Raw genomic sequence first — 18858 nt, forward strand, 5'->3', positions numbered from 1 at the left:
GCCCGGAACATTATGGATGCCCCTTTCAAACTCGGCGGGTTCGCTGTAGCAACGGCTGCGGTACTCGCACTGTCCTTCGGCGTAGGCAACGCCATCGGACCAATCGGACAGAACGCCAACAACACTCACCACGAAGGCGGGAGCGACATGAAGGACACCACAGCACACGGCCCATCCGGGCACGGGGGGAACGCCGCGGCTCAGCCGGGCGGCCTCATGGTTTCCGAGCACGGGTACACACTCGAGCTTGATTCCACGGTCTTGTCCAGCGGCACAACCGAAGTAACGTTCGACATCACCGGACCCGACGACCAACCGGTCACGCGCTATGAGAGCACCCACGACAAAGATCTACATTTCATCGCCGTCCGACGGGACACCACCGGGTTCCAGCACGTGCACCCAACAATGGACGCCCGCGGTAGGTGGACGACCACGTTGGACCTGACTGCGGGGGTGTGGAGGTTCTACGCCGACTTCCGCCCAGCAGGCCACGACCAGACGGTGACGCTGGGTATCGACGCCTTCGTTGCCGGCGGATACGAACCACAGCCGATTCCAGCGCCCGCCCAAACCGCACAGGTCGGCGAGTACACGGTTACCCTCGACGGTCATTTAATCCCCGGTGCGCCAAGCGAACTCACACTGACCGTGACAAGGGCAGGGCAGCCGGTAACGGATCTGCAACCGTACCTGGCCGCGTATGGCCACCTGGTCGCGTTGCGCGTCGGCGACCTGGCCTACCTCCATGTTCACCCCGACGGCGAGCCTGACGATGGCGTGACGAAACCGGGACCCGACATCACCTTCGTCGCCACCGCACCATCAGCGGGCACGTACCGGTTGTTCCTCGACTTTCGGCATGACGGTGTGGTCCGCACCGCTGACTTTTCCGCGCAGGCCGCGGCCCAGCAACACGCCGCGGCAGTGCCGACACCTACACACACCTCTGTAACACCAAATCCTGGGCAGCCCGATGGCCATCAGCACTGACACCCGCCCGGCCCTGAGGAGAAAGGTGCTCGAATGACCACGACGGGGAAGACCACACCAACCGAAATTGGTAGTCACGTCGAGCTTGCGATCGGTGGCATGACGTGCGCGTCATGTGCGAATCGCATTGAACGCAAACTGAACAAGCTCGACGGCGTGAATGCCACCGTCAACTATGCGACCGAAAAGGCAAAGGTCACGTACGCCGAGGGCATCGAAACCGAGGCGTTGATCGATGCAGTCAAGTCCGCCGGCTACAGCGCGCACGTGCCCAAGGCCGCGACAACAACCGAGGACCAAGACGACGTCGCCGAAGATGGTCAAGACGCGTCCATCCGGGAGCTGCGTACTCGGGTGATCGTCTCGGCCGTCCTCACGATCCCGGTGATCGCCCTCGCAATGGTTCCGGCCCTACAGTTCACCTACTGGCAGTGGCTCTCACTCACCCTGGCTGCACCGGTTATCGTGTGGGCCGGACTGCCGTTCCACAAAGCCACCTGGACCAACTTCAAGCACGCCACCGCCACGATGGACACGCTCATCTCCATGGGCACCGGCGCCGCCCTGTCATGGTCGCTCTACGCGTTGTTCTTCGGCACAGCCGGGGAACCTGGCATGACGCACCCATTTGAGCTCACCACCGCCCGCAGTGACGGTGCGGCAAACATTTACCTCGAGGTCGGCGCGGGAGTCGTCACGTTTATCTTGCTCGGCCGCTACTTCGAGGCCCGGTCCAAGCGACGCGCCGGCGCGGCACTACAAGCGCTGTTACAACTCGGCGCCAAGGAAGTCTCGGTCCTACGCAACGGATATGAAGAGCGAATGAGAATCGACGACCTCGTCGTCGGAGACAGATTCGTCGTCCGGCCGGGGGAGAACATCGCCACCGACGGCACAATCGTCGAAGGAACATCGGCGGTAGATGCATCGATGGTCACCGGCGAATCGGTACCCGTCGAGGTCGCGGCGGGAGACACGGTCGTCGGCGCCACCGTCAACGCTGGTGGCCGACTCGTGATCGAAGCCACTCGTGTCGGTGCCGATACCCAACTCGCGCAGATGGCTCGACTGGTAGAGGACGCACAGAATGGCAAGGCCCAGGCACAACGGTTGGCAGACAAGATCTCCGGCATTTTCGTGCCCGTAGTGATCGTCCTGGCCATCGCGACGTTCGGGTTCTGGGCCGGGACGGGCGGCAGCATTGCCGCCGCGTTCACTGCCGCCGTCGCCGTACTCATCGTTGCCTGCCCCTGCGCGTTGGGGCTGGCAACACCGACCGCCCTCATGGTCGGCACCGGACGGGGCGCTCAGCTGGGCATCCTCATCAAGGGACCCGAGGTACTCGAAACAACCCGACGCGTGGACACCGTGGTCCTCGACAAGACCGGAACCGTCACCACCGGCCACATGACCCTGACCAAGGTCATCCCTGCCAACGGTGAGAATCGCAGGGATCTACTGCGGTATGCAGGAGCCCTCGAGAACGCCTCCGAGCACCCGATCGCACACGCCATCGCCGCAGGTGCGGTCGACCAGGTCGGAACGCTGCCCGCCGTCGAGGACTTCGCCAACATAGAAGGACTCGGCGTCCAGGGCATCATCACCGACGGTGAAACCACCCACGCAGTACTGGTCGGCCGACCCCGACTGCTCGCCGAATGGTCCCAACACCTGCCCCCGAACCTGGAAGCGGCGATGACCGCTGCCGCGGAGAACGGGCAGACTGCAGTCGCGGTCGGCTGGGACGGCAAAGCACGAGGGGTCCTGGTCGTGGCGGATGCGATCAAACCCACCAGCGCCGAAGCGATCCGGCAGTTACGTGACCTCGGACTGACTCCAATCCTGCTCACCGGCGACAACGCCACCGTCGCGGCGTCGGTTGCTGCGGCAGTCGGAATCGACCCCGGCCCCGACACCGTGATCGCGGACGTCATGCCAGCAGACAAAGTGGCGGTCATCGAACGTCTCCAGAACGAGGGCAAAGCCGTGGCCATGGTCGGTGACGGCGTCAATGATGCTGCCGCCCTGGCCCAAGCTGACCTCGGCCTGGCAATGGGCACCGGCACAGACGTGGCAATCGAAGCGTCCGACCTCACCCTCGTCCGCGGCGACCTGCGTGCTGCAGCGGACGCGATCCGCCTGGCCCGCAAAACACTCGCCACCATCAAGGGAAATCTGTTCTGGGCGTTCGCCTACAACGTTGCAGCGCTACCACTGGCTGCCGCTGGACTGCTCAACCCGATGCTCGCCGGTGCCGCCATGGCGCTCTCCTCAGTGTTCGTGGTCTCCAACAGTCTGCGCTTGCGCAACTTCAAAGCCGCCAACCACGAACCACCCCCGGTCTCCGCAGACGTCGGCGTCGAACAGTCGTCAGTCAACGCCTGACACACAGCTTCCCGCGCTTCCAATTGAACAGCTCACGCTGCTCGTTCGAACGCCGGAAAACCCTGCCACCGCTCTACTTGCGCAACTGATCTGAGCGTAGGCAGCACACCCAACCGCCCACGCAACACCCAGCCTGGGTTAATCTCGTCAACGAAAGGCGTTTCATGCCCACCACACGTACCTACCTCGTCAGCGGAATGACATGCCAAAGCTGCGCCCGCAAAGTCGCCAGCACCGTCGAGCAACTCCCCGGAATCAGCAACCTCGACCTCGACCTGACCACCGGGGCAATCACACTCACCAGCGATAACCCAATCAACGACGCCGACGTCCAACATGCAGTCGAAAACGCAGGGTACCGGCTCGCCGAGAACTGAACCCAGGCCGGCACTCCCAAGCATCTCGCCTGTTTGCCAGGCTTAGGCCATCGGGCTGGCACCCGGCGACAGGCGAGATGCAGAGGGACCATCAGGCAACCTTGTCACGTGCCCACCCATTGGACGGCTCACGATGTTGTGGCCGGGGGAGACGTCACCTCAGCTTGGGGTCGCAACGTGCCGTAGACCACCAATCCTGCGACAAGTGCCCAGAATGCCGAACCGATACCCAGGACCGAAAAGCCCGCGGCCGCAACCACAAACGTCAGTACTGCCGCAGTTCGCGAGTTCTCGTCCCGGAGACTGGTCGCCAAAGCGACGGCCAGGGTGTCCAGGAGCGCGAGTCCGGCAACGGTTTCCACCAAACCGGCAGGTGCCACGGCGACCAACGCCGTGATGGCCGCGGAGCCGACGCCGAGAATGAGGTACATCGGGCTGCCGGTGGCGGCGGCGATCCAGCGCCGGCGCGGATCGGGATCTGCGCTCGGTGCGGCGGACAAGGCGGCGCTGATTGCCGCAAGATTGGCTGCGTGCGCGCCTGCCGGTGCAGCGACAGCGGTGCCGATGCCTGTCGTGAGCATTGCCGCACGCCAAGGAATCTTGTAGCCGAAGCTGGCCATCACCGCCGTGCCGGGGAGGTTCTGGGAGGCCATGGTGACGATGTACAGCGGTATCGCGATACCGACGGCCGCCTGCCACGTCCATTCGGGCTGCACGAACTGCAATCGTGGCATGAGGGCGTCGGCAGACACGGACTTGTCCGAGGTCATCAGGACAACTGCGATCACCGCCGCGGCCGTCGCGAACGCTGCCGGCACGGCCCAACGCTTGGCGTACCGGGTGAGCACCAGCCACACCACCACCACGGGCGCAATCGCCAGGGGTTCGTCGGCGAACGCGCGTACGGGCTCCAGACACAGGGGCAGCACGATGCCCGCAAGCATCGCTTGGGCAATGGACACCGGAATCGCCTGTACAAACGAGCCGAGCCGCGGCCACAGGCCGGTCGCCACCACCATCACCCCGACCAAGACGAAGGCCCCGATCGCCGCGGCGAATCCTCCATCCGGGGCTGCCGTGCCGGCCAGCAGTGCGGCTCCGGGCGTCGACCATGCGAGCGTGATCGGCATCCGATATCGCAGGGACAAGAACGCGATCCCGATCGACATCACCAGGCACAGTGCGAACAACCCGGAGGCGGCTTGCTCGGAAGACGCACCGACCGCCCGCAATCCGGTGAGCACCACGGCAAACGAGCTGGTGAAACCGACAAGTGCGGTGACGACACCGGCGATCATCGGTTGTCCGTAGGACACGCGTGCCTCTCGATCCGGTGGGGGCTGGGTAGGCCCATCGTAGGATGCGCCGCCCTGCGCGGCCGTTCACCCTGGCCCCACCGTGGGATGGGGTATCAATGGATTCATGCCCGAAGGTGACACCGTCCATCAGGCAGCCGCCCGGCTGCATCGCGCACTTGCCGGAAAAGTGTTGACGCGCTGCGATGTTCGGGTGCCGCGGTACGCAACCGTAGATCTCAGTGGCAGAACGGTCGATGAGGTGATCGCCCGCGGCAAACATCTGCTCATCCGTGTCGGTGACCGCACCGTACATTCACATCTGAAGATGGAGGGTCGCTGGGACATCTACGCCAAAGGTGCGCGCTGGCGCCGGCCCGGATTCAAGGCTCGGATCATCCTCGAGACCGAGAAGGTGCAGGCCGTCGGATTCGAACTGGGCAAACTGGAGATCTTGCGGCGCGATCACGAGGACGAGGCGGTGGGCCACCTGGGCCCCGACCTGCTGGGGCCCGATTGGAATGCGCAAACTGCCGTCGACAACCTGGCTGCCGACCTCAAGCGGCCGATCGGGCTGGCGCTGCTCGATCAGCGCAACCTGGCCGGCATCGGCAACGTCTTCCGCGTGGAGATGTGCTTTCTGAGACGGGTACATCCGGCGGTTCCCACGGGCGAAGCAGGTGACTTGGCCGAGTGGGTTGACCTGGCCAAACAGCTACTCGAATACAACCGCACGCGGGCGAATCGGGTCACCAACGTCGATCGGAACGGCGAGCGATTCTGGGTCTACGGGCGCGCCGGCCGATCCTGCCGTCGCTGCGGCACCACGATCGAACGGGGAGATCTCGGTGGGAGCGCCGACCTCGACCGCGTCATCTACTGGTGTCCGACGTGTCAGCCGCCGCCGTGACGAGTTCGGTGTCGGTTGCAGGCGTAACAGGTGGGGACGTCTGTCGCTCGGCCCGTGCACGCCAGATCGCCGCGACCGCAGCCAGAATCACCATCGCCAGGACGAAGAGGCCGTAGCCGACAGCAGTGGATCGCAGCCCGACATGGATCACGGCGAACCCGGCGAGGACGGCTGGAACACTGAATGCGGTGTAACTCACGATGAACAGGGTGGAGAACACCTGACCGCGGGCGGCAGGATCGGTGACCGCGATCAGCGTCGCCATCACGCCGACAAACGTTGCGCCGAAGCCGAACCCGGCGACCACCGAACCGATGGCATAGGCAGGAACGTTGGCCGTCAACGTCGCGACGAGGCTGACGATCAGTCCGGAACCGAGCGTACTCAGACCGACGGCCAGTTTGCGGTGGGCGCCCCACCCCGATGCGACGGCCGAGCCGAGTGCTCCTGATCCGAAGAACGCCCCGATCATCAGGCCGGCCACCATGTGGTTCTCCAGGCCGAGGATGCGCGCGACGATCGACGAACCCAGCGAAAGATAAAGGCCCCCAAGGGACCACGTGGCGAACATGGCCGGGGTCGCTGCGAGAAACGCACCGCGCACGGCGGGCGGCAGGCTCGCGTTGGGGCGCAGAACCCTCCACAGGTGGCGACGAGAGGTGAAACCGGTGCGAGGTGACGTCTCCGGGACGAACACGACGACCGCTGCCACGAGCACAAACGTGGCGACCAACAACAGGAACACCAACTCGCGAGGCATCGGCGCGTATTGCACGAGAATTCCCGCCCCGACGGCGCCGAGGGCCAAACCGCCTGGAGGAGAGGCGGAGCTGGCGATCGAACCCGCCCGTGGGGTGGGCTGCAGATCGACCAGGGCAGCGCTCAGCGTGCCGGTGATGGCCCCGGCAGCAAGACCCTGCAGAACTCTGGCGGCGATCAACATCGGAACGCCGTCAGCAAAGGCGAACATCAGCATCGAACCGGTCAGGACCGCAAGCGCACCGAGGATCACCGGTCGACGGCCCACGTGATCGGATAGTGATCCGACGGTCAGCAGGCCCGCGAGCAGCGCAATGACGTAGGCGGCGAAGATCACGGTGAGTGTGAACGACGAAAAGCCCCACAGCTCTTGATAAACCGGATACAGCGGCGAGGGAGCGGCGGCACCGAACATCACGGCGATGGTGGTGACGATGATCAGCCGAAACGCTGCCTTCGAACCCAGGGTGGGTCGGTGCATGACATCTCCCAACGGTTAAAGCAACGATGTTTGCTTTTGGAGACGGTAGCACCATCTGGCGGATTAAAGCCATTCGATTTGCAATAATGGTCGCATGAGCGCACCCGCACGATCAACAGCCCCACGCCGACCCGGTGGTCGGAGCGCTCGCGTGCAGTCCGCTGTCTACACCGCCGTCGGCGAACTCGTGAGCGAGGGATACCGCGAGACCATGACGATTCCCCAGGTCGCCGAACGTGCCGGGGTGAACCCCACGAGCATCTACCGGCGGTGGGGTGTGATGGACGCGTTGCTCGAAGAGGTCGCGGTTGCGGCGCTGACCAAGAACGAACCGCTTCCGGACACCGGCAGCATCGCCGGAGACCTGCGCGCCTGGGCGACGGTGATCGTCGACGACATCACCCGCCCCGAGCGGACGACATACCTACGAGCGATGGTCGGTGCCCGCAAGGAGATCGGTACATGTCCCTGCTGGGACACCCGTGACGCCCAGCTGCAGTCGATGATCGAACGCGCACGAAGCCGCGGGGAGAAGGTGCCGTCGGCGCGACGGGCTCTCGACCACATCGTCGCTCCGCTCTACCACCACGTGGTCTTCGGTCTCCCGGCTGACCGCGCCTACGCCGATCGGTTGGTCGAAGACGTGCTCGCGATGGGCGAGGCCTGAGACGTGCGTGCAGCCTGCGCGCTGAAAACCGTGCTCACGGCGCCTCATTGGCTTAGTGTTTATTTTTCCGGGGCACTGTGGCGGCGGGTTCCTTCGGTGACCGCGAGGCTGCGGCGAGTCCGACCCGCCCGATCGCAGCGGTGGGAGCGGCAACCGAACAGGTAGGGAAGCAACGTGGGATTTGTGATCGGGTTCGCGCCCTGGATTCTGTTCTGGGTTCTGGTGGGCAACGCCGGGTTCCTGACGGCAGTACTCGTCGCCTTCGCGCTGACCATCGCAGGTCAGGTTTTCCAGCGCTGGCGTGGCGAGCCCTTCCGCTCTCTGGAGGTCGGCACGATGGTCGTCTTCGTGCTCCTGGTGATCGCTGCCCTCACCCTCGACGACGACGTCTTGGAGCGCTGGCTGCAGCCGCTGTCGAATCTCGGGCTGTTCCTCATCGCACTCGGTGGTGTCCTGCTCGGCCGGCCATTCGTCCGTGAGTACGCCGAGGACTCGGTGGATGCAAAAACCGCCACCACCGACGGATTCCGTTACATCACCAATGCCATGACGTGGATGTGGGTGGCCGCCTTCGGTGCAATGACCTTGCTCTCGATCATCCCGCCGCTCGTCGACGGCGACGCGACCATCAAGGACGACGGGGATGCACTGTCGATCATCTGTTACTGGGTAGCGCCCTTCACGTTGCTCGGCATCGCCGGGGTGGTGTCGTCGGTGTTTCCCAATTGGTTCGAGACGCGCTCGGTGGAGGTGTCCGCCCGGGACGCGGGTGCAGAGACGATTGTCGATCAGCCGTCGCCCGCGCCCGACACCACCGACGGTCTGGCGATCACCGCTCCGAGCTCATCCCGGCACGACGAGAGTTTTGGCGTGCAGCTCACCGGTGCCGAACCCGGTGTCCGCGTGGAGATCGACGTCAGTGGGACAGACCTGTTCGGTCGCCGCTGGCGCGCACAGGCAGCCTTCACGGCATCGGCCGACGGCACAGTCGATGTCGCCCGGGATGTCCCGATCGAGGGGGACTGGTCGGTGGCCGATCCGGACGCACCACTGTGGGCGATGCGGCCCGACATCTCCGACTCCACGGCGCCGGACCTGTTCGTTCCTCCCGTCGGTCCCTGGCACGTGACCATCGAGGCGACCTCCACCGGAAGGTCGGCCCGGCGGACGGTGTCGAGATTCCCGTCCGAGGTCGGCGTCGACGTGCGCGAGCTACAGATCGGCGGACGAGCGGCGCTCCTGGCGACGCCGGGTGGCACCGCGCCCGACGCGGGCTGGCCCGCGGTTGCCTGCTTCGGCGGGTCCGAAGGTGGGGTCGACTCGCAGCGCGCGACCATCGCGACGCTGGCCTCCAACGGCTTCGCAGCGCTGGCCTATTCCTGGGTCGACGAGTCGACGGCACACGCCGAGGCGCCGCTGGCCCAGATCCCTCTCGAGCGATTCGCCGACGCGGTCGCCACGTTGACGTCGCTACCCGGGATCGACCGCGCGCGGATCACCGCGATGGGCATCTCGAGGGGTGCCGAAGGACTGCTCGCCGCGGCCACGGTGACGCAGCTGCCGGTGAGTGGCCTGGTGTTGATCAGCCCGAGCTCGGTGTCGTGGCAGGCCATCGGACCCGACGGCGAGATACCCGACACTCCCACCTGGACATCGGGCGGGCAAGACGGCCCGTGGGCGCCTCTTCCGACCGGTTCCCTGATGCCTCAGCTGATCCGCAATGCATGGCGCGTCCATCGCGACGTCGCACACGGCCGCCCGAGTCTGCTCAAACTGCACGACGCGTACGCCGCAGGTCTCGACGAGCTCGGACCCATCACCAGTTCACCCGCCCGACTACGGAGCGAGGTCATCGACGTGCCCCTGCTCTGCATCTCCGGGACCGATGACCATCTGTGGCCGTCCGAGCGAATGGCCGATGAATTGCTCGCAGCCCGCAACCATCCGCTGGACCAGCACGTGCGGCTCGAGAATGCGGGCCATCTGATCAGACTGGGGATGTTCCCCGGCACCGCTCAGTGGAGCGCTGGCATCGCCTTCGGAGGCACCGCAGCCGGTCAGGGACAGGGACAACGCGCAGCGACGACCGCTGTTCTCGGCTTCCTCAGTGGAGTCTTCGTCTAGACCTTGTACACGGCGTGAAGGCCGTCTCTGCAAAGGGGCGAGCTCCGCCTCCCCACCTTGCACTCGGCACCTGAGAGTGCTAAAACGGTGGCTGGCACTCGACAACCGTGAGTGCCAGGTTGGAACGGTGAGATCGGTCCTAATGACACGACCGATCGTCCGTCGCGGGCACCGGAACCAACCACCGAACTTCAGTGTCACCCCCTATCGGAGGATCACTTCGTAATGGCCAAGATCATCGCGTTTGACGAAGAGGCCCGTCGCGGCCTCGAGCGGGGCCTCAATGCCCTCGCCGACACCGTAAAGGTGACGTTGGGACCCAAGGGTCGCAACGTCGTGCTCGAAAAGAAGTGGGGCGCCCCCACCATCACGAACGACGGCGTCTCCATCGCCAAGGAGATCGAGCTCGAGGATCCCTACGAGAAGATCGGCGCAGAGCTGGTCAAAGAGGTCGCCAAGAAGACCGACGACGTCGCGGGCGACGGCACCACCACCGCCACCGTCCTGGCACAGGCACTCGTCCGTGAAGGTCTGCGCAACGTCGCTGCCGGCGCGAACCCGCTGGGCCTCAAGCGCGGCATCGAGAAGGCCGTCGAGGCTGTCACCGAGTCGCTGCTGAAGTCCGCCAAGGAGATCGACACCAAGGAGCAGATCGCTGCTACCGCTGGTATCTCCGCCGGTGACCCGGCCATCGGCGAGCTCATCGCCGAGGCCATGGACAAGGTCGGCAAAGAAGGCGTCATCACCGTCGAAGAGGCACAGACTTTCGGCCTGAGCCTCGAGCTCACCGAGGGCATGCGCTTCGACAAGGGCTACATCTCCGGTTACTTCGTGACCGACGCAGATCGCCAGGAAGCCGTTCTCGAAGATCCGTACATCCTGCTGGTCTCCGGCAAGGTGTCGACCGTCAAGGACCTGCTGCCGCTGCTGGAGAAGGTCATCCAGGCCGGCAAGCCGCTGCTGATCATCGCCGAAGACGTCGAGGGCGAAGCCCTTTCGACCCTGGTGGTCAACAAGATCCGTGGCACCTTCAAGTCTGTTGCCGTCAAGGCTCCGGGCTTCGGTGACCGTCGCAAGGCCATGCTGGCCGACATCGCCATCCTCACCGGTGGCGAGGTCATCAGCGAAGAGGTCGGCCTGTCGCTCGAGAGCGCCGGCGTCGAACTCCTCGGCACCGCCCGCAAGGTCGTTGTCACCAAGGACGAGACCACCATCGTCGAGGGCTCGGGCGACTCCGACGCCATCGCCGGTCGTGTGTCGCAGATCCGCGCCGAGATCGAGAACAGCGACTCCGATTACGACCGTGAGAAGCTGCAGGAACGTCTGGCCAAGCTGGCCGGCGGCGTTGCTGTGATCAAGGCCGGTGCTGCTACCGAGGTCGAGCTCAAGGAGCGCAAGCACCGCATCGAAGATGCCGTGCGTAACGCCAAGGCTGCTGTCGAAGAGGGCATCGTCGCCGGTGGCGGCGTGGCTCTGCTGCAGTCCGAGCCCGCCATCGACGCACTCACCCTGGAAGGCGACGAGGCCACTGGCGCCAACATCGTCCGCGTCGCCCTGGAGGCTCCGGCCAAGCAGATCGCGATCAACGCAGGCCTCGAGCCCGGTGTTGTCGCCGACAAGGTCCGCAACAGCCCGCTGGGAACCGGCCTCAACGCCGCAACCGGTGTGTACGAGGACCTGCTGGCCCGTGGCATCAACGACCCGGTGAAGGTCACCCGCTCGGCGCTGCAGAACGCAGCCTCGATCGCGGCTCTGTTCCTCACCACCGAGGCCGTCGTTGCCGACAAGCCCGAGAAGAACGCTGCACCGGCCATGCCGGGCGGCGACGAGATGGGCGGCATGGGCTTCTAGTCCACGCTTCTCGCTCAACCGTTCACGCGAACCGGCCCACTCCTTCGGGAGTGGGCCGGTTTCGTTTGTGCGTGCGTGGTTGCACGCAAGTCGGTGTCGCAGGGCCGGATGTGACGTCAGCGGGGTACTTGTGTGCACTCAGGCCCGCCTGCTTCGGCGCCGCTTGCGCACGACGCGGATGATGTCGTCGACGACATCGTCGAGGTTGGCGATCGCCGTCGCGGCCGAGTAGCGAAGGATGCGCCAGTCATCGTCGACGAGTTCGTTCTGGCGCTTTCTGTCGTTGTTGAAAGTTGCAGGGTCTGTATGGAATTCGCGTCCGTCGATTTCGACGATGACTCTCGCACGACGACACACCAGGTCGCCGTAGTAGCGGCCGACTCTCACGTTGATCTCGAGCGGGAAGTTGCGCGCACTCAATGCGCGAGCCACCAATCTCTCCGGTTCCGAGCGGGTGAGAGGACAGCACGTGCGTAGTTGCTCGCGAACAGCGACGATTCCGTGGCGTCCTGTTGAACGCTCGCAGAGGCGGGCGACTGCCCGCCAGTTCACCCGCGTTCCGATTGCGGCGTCGAACAGAGCCTCGAGAGCCAGCTGGTCAAGCGTAGTGGCGACGTCGATGAGGCAGTGCTCGATCGGCACCACCGGCAGCCCTTTGCGGCGCACCGTATGTACACCGGGTCGCCGATGCAACTGCACCCAGCTCGGCCCGCGGACCGAGACGCTCGGCGGAACGGTGGCCTCGACAGTCGTGGGCTCGTCCTCCAGCAATCCCCACAACCACGCAGCCGTGGTGTGACTGAGAACGGCAGTCGGCTTCCACAAGGTGACTGCCGCACAGAGTTCGACGTATCCCGGGTCGGACGTCGAGTAGACCTCAGGCAATAGTCGATTCAGACGCGAGACTTCGCGTTTGGTCATCCCGCCCGCTAAAAGCTGCGCACGTGTTCGTACTTCCCCCATCCGAGCATGGTTGCCGCAAAACATAATTCGCGCATCCGGCTATCCACAGCCTGTGGATGACCGGCGACGTGTCGTCGCGAAAAGTGGTAAGGGTGGGCCTAAGTGCACACAAGTACCCCGCTGACGTCACATCCGGCCCTGCGACACCGACTTGTGTGCAACCAAGACGCGCCACCGGGCTGAGTGCACACAAGTAACCCGCTGACGTCACATCCGGCCCTCCGACAGCGACTTGTGTGCAGCCAGGCCCGCCAGCCCCCACCCGACCGCATCAAATCTCCACGAGGGGGTATGCGAACTCCATGCAGACCTTCTTGCCGTATCCGGACTTCGCGCGCTCGGCCGCGGTGTTGGACGTGCCGCGGTTGGGGAAGCAGCGGGTCGAAACACTGCAGATCCTGCGGGCGCTCGAACTCTTCGACTACGGGTGGGGGAACCATCCGGCGGTGCAGATGTGGCGTGGACATACCCCGGCCTTGGTTTGCTACGGACTGACGTTCGTCGAGGTGTGGACCGCGGGCGGGCGGGCCGACACCACCGCGGGGCAGATCGCGGAGTTCGCGCCGGAGGTGGTCGGGCGCCCCCAATCGGAGCTGGTGGCTGATGGCCTGATGCCACCGTGGTGGGACGACGAACGCCTCTACCTCAGTCACCGCGCCGCATTGGTTCGGAAGGATCCGGAGTTCTACGTCCCCGTGTTCGGAGAGATGGATGGCGACATGCCGTACTTCTGGCCCGACCCTCCAGAAGTTCCGACGCAGCTGCGCGCCGGTGACCGCACGGTCTGGGTAGTGCGGCCGTCATCTGCAGAGCAGTACGAAGAGTTCAGGCGCCGCGGCATCGTCGGTTTCGGGACCGAGTCCGGTATCGATGTCATCGCGGCGGCAGGCGGAGATCTCCGCAGGCTGCTGAAGGAACGGGCTCCGGGACGCCGGCCGGGCAAGGATCTGCGCGTTCTGGCATCGTTTGTCGGTGACCTGTCCGTGGGCGACGAGATCGCGGTGCCGATTCCGGACACGCCGGATCTGCACGTCGGAAGGCTGACGGGAGAGTATCAATTCTCCCGCAGCGCAACGACTCTCGTTCCGCACCGCAGGCGGGTGCAGTGGGAGGGAGTACTCGCCCGCAGCGATGTCGTGCCGCCGGCTCTGCTCCAGAATCCGCGGGCGCTCTTCCCCGTGCCAGTCGCCACTCGATGACAGAACCCGGTTCGAGTCATCGCTGATCACGCCACTGGGAGGCGACAACCAAACCGCGGATTTGAGTAGTTTCACGCTGCCGTGGCCTCGGTGCGCGGTCCTACTCTCATCGTCATGACCTACGGTCCTCCCGCCATGACGTACCCGCACCCCACCCCGATTCCGGCGATTCCACCCCGCAGTCCGGGCCTGGTCGCCGACATCATCGCCACACTTTGCTTGCTGGCTCTGCAAGTCCTCGTCCTTGTGGGCAGCGTGTACATGAGCCTCTTCTTCGTCATGGCCACCGACAGCTGCTACGCCGATCGGTGTGACACGGACAATCTGCTGTGGGCGTACGTCGTCGCAGATGGCGGAGGTGTGGCGGCTGTGGTGGTGTCGACCATCGCCGCGACCATCTTGATGGTGCGGCGCCGGGTGGCGTTCTGGGTTCCGGTGGTGGGCCTGATCCTGCAGATCTTCACCTTCGCACTCGGAGCCGGATTGGCCAGCAGCGTCGTGCCCTCCTGACACGCCGGTCTACGTGACGCTGGGAATGCCGATCGACACCAGGCTGTTGCACGTCACATGGCTTCGATCACCGTGGATATCTGGTCCGACATCGCGTGCCCGTGGTGCTACATCGGCAAACGCAAGTTCGAGGCCGGGCTCGCCGACTTCGCCGGCCGCGACGACGTCGAGGTGACCTACCACAGCTTCGAGCTGGCCCCGGATACCCCGGTGGACTTCGACGGCTCGGAGATCGACTTCCTCGTGCAGCACAAGGGGATGCCGGCCGGGCAGGTGCGCCAGATGCTCGACCAGGTCAGCGCCATCGCGGATGAGGTCGGACTGCGGTACAACTTCGATGCACTGCTGCACACCAACACCCGCAAGGCGCACGAGCTGCTGCACTACGCCAAGCAGCAGGGCAAACAGCTGGAGATGGCCGAGCGACTGTTCGCCGCCTACTTCAGCGAGGGGCGGCACCTGGGGCGCGACGAGGAACTCGCCGAGCTGGGCGCCGATGTGGGTCTCGACCGCGGCGCCATCGAGAATGCCCTGGCGGCAGGCGATTACGTCTCAGCGGTGGACGCCGACATCGCGCAGGCGCGTGAATACGGCATCAACGGGGTCCCGTTCTTCGTGATCGACGGCCGCTACGGCGTGTCCGGGGCCCAGGCTCCCGAAACCTTCACCTCGGTTCTCGAGCGTGCACGGGACGAAGCGAAAGACGTGACCGCCGATGCCTGATCACATGGCCCAGCCTTTCGAACTCGTCGGTGAGGTCGATGCCGGAGTCTGTGTTGACGGCTACTGCGCGGTCCCGCGAGATCTGTTGAGCGACAGCGGGAACGGCACGAGCGATCACCGTCCGAACCACTCCTTGGACAACAGCTCGTAAGAGCGCACCCGCGCGGCGTGATCGTGCGTGATGGTGGTGATCGACAGCTCGGAGGCGCCGGTGGCGTCGCGGAGTTGTTCGAGTTTGTCCGCGACAGTGGCCGGAGATCCCACGAATTGGGTCAGCACACGATCCCGCACGAGATCGCGATCGTCTTCGGTCCACTCGATTGCCGCGGCCTCGTCCGGGGTGGGGTAGGCGATGGCACCTTCGCCGCGTCGAATGCTGCGAACCCACGGTGCGTAACCGCAGGCGAGCTCGACCGCTTCATCGTCCGTTTCGGCGACAACAGCGTCTACAGAGACGGCGACATACGGCTCGGGTACATCAACCGACGGTTGAAAGGCTGCACGGTAGGCCTCGACAGCGTCGATCACCGTGCTCGGGCTGTGGTGGTAGCTGGCAACAAATCGCAGCCCTTTCGTCCCGGCGACCGTGGCGCTCGAGCCGCCGGACGCACCGAGGATCCAAACCTGCACATCGGCACCCTCGCCGGGAGATGCGTGGGCGGGTAGCCCATCCGAGCTCACGTAGGTGCCGTTGAGCAACGCGAGCACGGTTGAGACCTGCTCGTCGTAGTCGGGGGCGTATGCGCCCGGTTGTTGGAGCAGGTTCAGCACATGCCCAAGAGCCTTCTTCGAATAACCGAAGGACACGTCGTACTGCTTGGGCAGCAGCAGGCCGTTCGGTGTGTGGCTGTCCTGGTTGTGTTCGGCGCCGCCACGTCCGGCCAGATAGGCCTTGGCCGCACTCTCGTTCTCAGTTCCGGAAGTGGGGGCCGGCCGCGAGGGCGAGCGTCCGATCCCCAGATCGAGTCGGCCGGGGTGGAGGGCGTCGATGAGCCCGAACTCTTCCACGGTTGCCAGAGGGGAGCGGTGTCCGAATTGCACACCGGCCGAGCCCAATCGGATCGTCGATGTCGATCCGGCGACAAGCGCGATCTCGACTGCCGGTGATGACCCCAGGACACCGGGGTTCAGGTGGTGTTCGGCGAACCAGTAGCGGGCATAGCCGAATCTCTCGGCCTGCTGAGCCAGGTCGATCGTGTTCCGCAGCGCGGTGGTGTTGTCGGATCCGCTCGAACGCGGCAGGAGGTCCAGGACGGACAGTGGAACGGCAGTGCCCATGAGATGCTCCTGAGGTCGATGGCTGCTCACAGATCGGCCGAGCAACTCCTTATCCGGTGGTCGAGCCACTGACGACGATACCGGTGTCCTCACCGCGAGACGACTTACAATCTCGCGGGACATTAACCTGGCGGAACAATCATTTCGGTTGTACGACAGCACATTCGGGCCGTTGGTAGAACTCGAGGTGACCCCGCCGAGCGTGCCGGAGCCGCACGCTCGGCGGGATCATCGATGCCTTATTCGGCGGCTGACACCGTCTTGGTGAGCAGGTTGGCCAACGTCTTGCTGAAGGCAGCCGGCTGCTTCGGGGTGCCACCTTCGGCCAGCAACGCTGCGCCGTAGAGCAATTCGGCCGTCTGCCGAAGCGACTCGTCGTCGCCGCGAGCCGCGAAGGCCTCCTGGAGTCCCTTGGTGAGGGCGTGGTCGGGGTTGAGTTCGAGGATGCGCTTGCTGTCGGGCATCGGGTAACCCGATTCCCGGTACATGCGTTCGAGGGCAGGCGAAAGACTCTGCGCCTCACCGACGATGCAGGCCGCCGAATCGGTGAGCCGGCTCGACAACCGCACCTGACTGACGTCGTCGATGAGGACGCCGGTCAACCAGGTGAGCAATTCGTCGAATTGCTTGTTGTCTTTGTCGTCTTCTTCCTTGTCCGCTGTGTCGGACAGGTCGACCTCACCCTTGGCCACCGACTGCAACGGCTTACCCTCGAAATCGAAGATCTGGCCGACCCACATCTCGTCGATCGGGTCGGTGAGCAGCAGCACCTCGATGCCCTTCTTCTTGAACGCCTCGAGATGCGGCGAGTTCTCCAGCTGCTCGCGTGATTCGCCTGTGGCGTAGAAGATCTGGCTCTGGTCGTCCTTCATCCGTTCGACGTACTCGGCCAGCGTTGTGGCGGTGTCGACCGAATGGGTGGAGCTGAACGAACAGATCGCCAGGAGCGCGTCCCGGTTGTCTGCGTCCTGGAGCAAGCCCTCTTTGAGGACCCGGCCGAACTGCGACCACACGGTGTCGTACTTCTCGCGGTCATTGGCCCGCATGTCCTTGATCGTCGAGAGGACCTTCTTGGTCAGTCGCCGCCGGATGGCCTTGATCTGCCGGTCCTGCTGCAGGATCTCGCGAGAGACGTTGAGCGACAAGTCTTGTGCGTCGACTAGCCCCTTGACGAAACGCAGGTACTCGGGCATCAGCTCTTCACAGTCGTCCATGATGAACACACGCTTGACGTAGAGCTGCACGCCGGTGTGGCGTTCGCGCATGAACAGGTCGAACGGTGCCGTGGACGGGATGAAGAGCAGGGCCTGGTACTCGAAGGTGCCCTCGGCCTTCATCGGGATGATCTCGAGAGGCTCGTCCCACGCGTGGCTGATGTGCCGGTAGAAGTCCGCGTACTCCTCGTCGGTCACCTCCGACCGGAGTCGGGTCCACAGCGCCTTCTGTGAGTTGAGCACCTCTGTGGTGGTGGTCTCGGTCGGCTCGTCGGCGTCGGCGGCTGCGTCATTCGCGTCGTCGTCGCCGGGGGCCTTCGGCGGCACGGGAGTGGTGACGTCCATGCGGATGGGCCACGAGATGAAGTCGGAGTACTTCTTGACCAGCTGACGGATCTGGGGCACCGAGGTGTAGTCGTGCAGATCGTCCTCGGCGTCCTCGGGCTTGAGGTGCAGCGTCACCGAGGTGCCCTGCGGTGCCTCGGCGACGTCCTCGATCGTGTACGTGCCCGCGCCTGCCGATTCCCACCGCGTCGCGGAGGTCTCGCCGGCCTTGCGGGTCAGCAGGGTGACCTTGTCGGCCACCATGAACGTCGAGTAGAAGCCGATGCCGAACTGGCCGATGAGCTCCTCGGCGGCGCCCGAGCCCGCAGCCTCGGCCTCTTTTGCCTCTTTCAGCTTGCGACGGACATCGGCCGTACCCGACTTCGCGAGCGTGCCGATGAGGTCGACGACCTCGTCGCGAGACATGCCGATCCCGTTGTCGGTGATGGTGAAGGTCCGGGCGTCGGGATCCAACGAGATCTCGATGTGGAGGTCGGAGGTGTCGACCTCGAGATCCTTGTTCCGGTATGACTCCAGGCGCAGCTTGTCGAGGGCATCGCTGGCGTTGGACACCAGCTCGCGGAGAAATGAATCCTTGTTCGAGTAGATCGAGTGGATCATCAGATCCAGGAGTTGCCGCGTCTCGGTGGCGAACTCCATCTCTTCGACTTGAGCGCTCACGTGATGCTCCTTCGGTTATCGCAGATGTCGGTTGTTACAGGGTGTTGCTGGCAGTATTCGGTCGCGGGGTCCGACCAAACATTTTAGGCAGGCCGCTCGTAGTACATTCAGACCTCATGTCTGG

General features: G+C 64.6%; 15 protein-coding genes. 10 read left to right on the top strand and 5 right to left on the bottom strand.

Annotation, left to right across the window (positions count from 1 at the left end):
• Positions 1-12 precede the first annotated feature (12 nt).
• From WIMU1_RS04095 to WIMU1_RS04105, 3 genes are all read left to right on the top strand, one after another.
• Positions 13-993 (top strand): DUF8832 domain-containing protein, encoded by a 981-nt coding sequence (locus tag WIMU1_RS04095; protein ID WP_174548695.1) that lies wholly within the window; start codon positions 13-15, stop codon positions 991-993.
• Positions 994-1026: 33 nt separating this feature from the next.
• Positions 1027-3378, top strand: a complete 2352-nt coding sequence (locus tag WIMU1_RS04100) for a heavy metal translocating P-type ATPase (protein WP_062795220.1) — start codon at positions 1027-1029, stop codon at positions 3376-3378.
• Between the two features lie 164 nt (positions 3379-3542).
• A complete protein-coding gene (locus WIMU1_RS04105; RefSeq protein ID WP_062795221.1) occupies positions 3543-3755 on the top strand; it encodes a heavy-metal-associated domain-containing protein in 213 nt (70 codons plus the stop codon).
• Between the two features lie 128 nt (positions 3756-3883).
• Here the strand turns inward: WIMU1_RS04105 and WIMU1_RS04110 are convergent, their stop codons facing one another.
• Positions 3884-5053, bottom strand: a complete 1170-nt coding sequence (locus WIMU1_RS04110; protein WP_062795829.1) for a benzoate/H(+) symporter BenE family transporter — start codon at positions 5051-5053, stop codon at positions 3884-3886.
• Positions 5054-5177: 124 nt separating this feature from the next.
• On the opposite strand from WIMU1_RS04110, the gene WIMU1_RS04115 reads away from it, so the two are divergent.
• Positions 5178-5960 carry a DNA-formamidopyrimidine glycosylase family protein gene (locus tag WIMU1_RS04115; protein WP_062795831.1) on the top strand — a complete coding sequence of 261 codons (783 nt, stop codon included), beginning with the start codon at positions 5178-5180 and terminating at the stop codon, positions 5958-5960.
• Here WIMU1_RS04115 and WIMU1_RS04120 read toward each other — a convergent pair.
• Entirely contained in the window at positions 5923-7200 is a 1278-nt protein-coding gene (locus WIMU1_RS04120) for an MFS transporter (RefSeq protein ID WP_062795222.1), read from the bottom strand. The two genes, WIMU1_RS04115 and WIMU1_RS04120, sit on opposite strands and share 38 nt — an antisense overlap.
• Before the next feature lie 94 nt (positions 7201-7294).
• On the opposite strand from WIMU1_RS04120, the gene WIMU1_RS04125 reads away from it, so the two are divergent.
• From WIMU1_RS04125 to groL, 3 genes are all read left to right on the top strand, one after another.
• A complete protein-coding gene (locus tag WIMU1_RS04125; RefSeq protein WP_062795223.1) occupies positions 7295-7867 on the top strand; it encodes a TetR/AcrR family transcriptional regulator in 573 nt (190 codons plus the stop codon).
• A 174-nt stretch (positions 7868-8041) separates the two neighbouring features.
• Positions 8042-9991 (top strand): acyl-CoA thioesterase/bile acid-CoA:amino acid N-acyltransferase family protein, encoded by a 1950-nt coding sequence (locus WIMU1_RS04130; RefSeq protein WP_062795224.1) that lies wholly within the window; start codon positions 8042-8044, stop codon positions 9989-9991.
• 225 nt (positions 9992-10216) lie between these two features.
• Positions 10217-11842: a chaperonin GroEL gene (gene groL, locus WIMU1_RS04135; RefSeq protein ID WP_062795225.1), complete on the top strand. Its 1626-nt coding sequence runs from the start codon at positions 10217-10219 to the stop codon at positions 11840-11842.
• A gap of 138 nt (positions 11843-11980) precedes the next feature.
• Here the strand turns inward: groL and WIMU1_RS04140 are convergent, their stop codons facing one another.
• On the bottom strand, positions 11981-12763 hold the full coding sequence (locus tag WIMU1_RS04140) for a DUF559 domain-containing protein (RefSeq protein ID WP_245969124.1): 783 nt from the start codon (positions 12761-12763) through the stop codon (positions 11981-11983).
• A 344-nt stretch (positions 12764-13107) separates the two neighbouring features.
• Here WIMU1_RS04140 and WIMU1_RS04145 point away from each other — a divergent pair, with 344 nt between their 5' ends.
• The 3 genes from WIMU1_RS04145 (at position 13108) to WIMU1_RS04155 (ending at position 15237) form a co-directional block, all read left to right on the top strand.
• Positions 13108-14004 (top strand): MSMEG_6728 family protein, encoded by an 897-nt coding sequence (locus tag WIMU1_RS04145; protein WP_062795226.1) that lies wholly within the window; start codon positions 13108-13110, stop codon positions 14002-14004.
• Between the two features lie 114 nt (positions 14005-14118).
• Entirely contained in the window at positions 14119-14514 is a 396-nt protein-coding gene (locus WIMU1_RS04150) for a hypothetical protein (protein ID WP_062795227.1), read from the top strand.
• Between the two features lie 57 nt (positions 14515-14571).
• Positions 14572-15237, top strand: coding sequence for a DsbA family oxidoreductase (locus WIMU1_RS04155; RefSeq protein WP_062795228.1), 666 nt, complete (start codon positions 14572-14574; stop codon positions 15235-15237).
• Between the two features lie 114 nt (positions 15238-15351).
• On the opposite strand, the gene WIMU1_RS04160 is transcribed toward WIMU1_RS04155, so the two are convergent.
• Positions 15352-16515 carry an LLM class flavin-dependent oxidoreductase gene (locus tag WIMU1_RS04160; RefSeq protein ID WP_062795229.1) on the bottom strand — a complete coding sequence of 388 codons (1164 nt, stop codon included), beginning with the start codon at positions 16513-16515 and terminating at the stop codon, positions 15352-15354.
• 239 nt (positions 16516-16754) lie between these two features.
• A complete protein-coding gene (gene htpG / locus WIMU1_RS04165) occupies positions 16755-18734 on the bottom strand; it encodes a molecular chaperone HtpG (protein WP_062795230.1) in 1980 nt (659 codons plus the stop codon).
• Between the last annotated feature and the right edge of the window lie 124 nt (positions 18735-18858).

It is taken from the genome of Williamsia muralis NBRC 105860, from assembly GCF_001598915.1.
GTDB lineage: Bacteria > Actinomycetota > Actinomycetes > Mycobacteriales > Mycobacteriaceae > Williamsia > Williamsia muralis.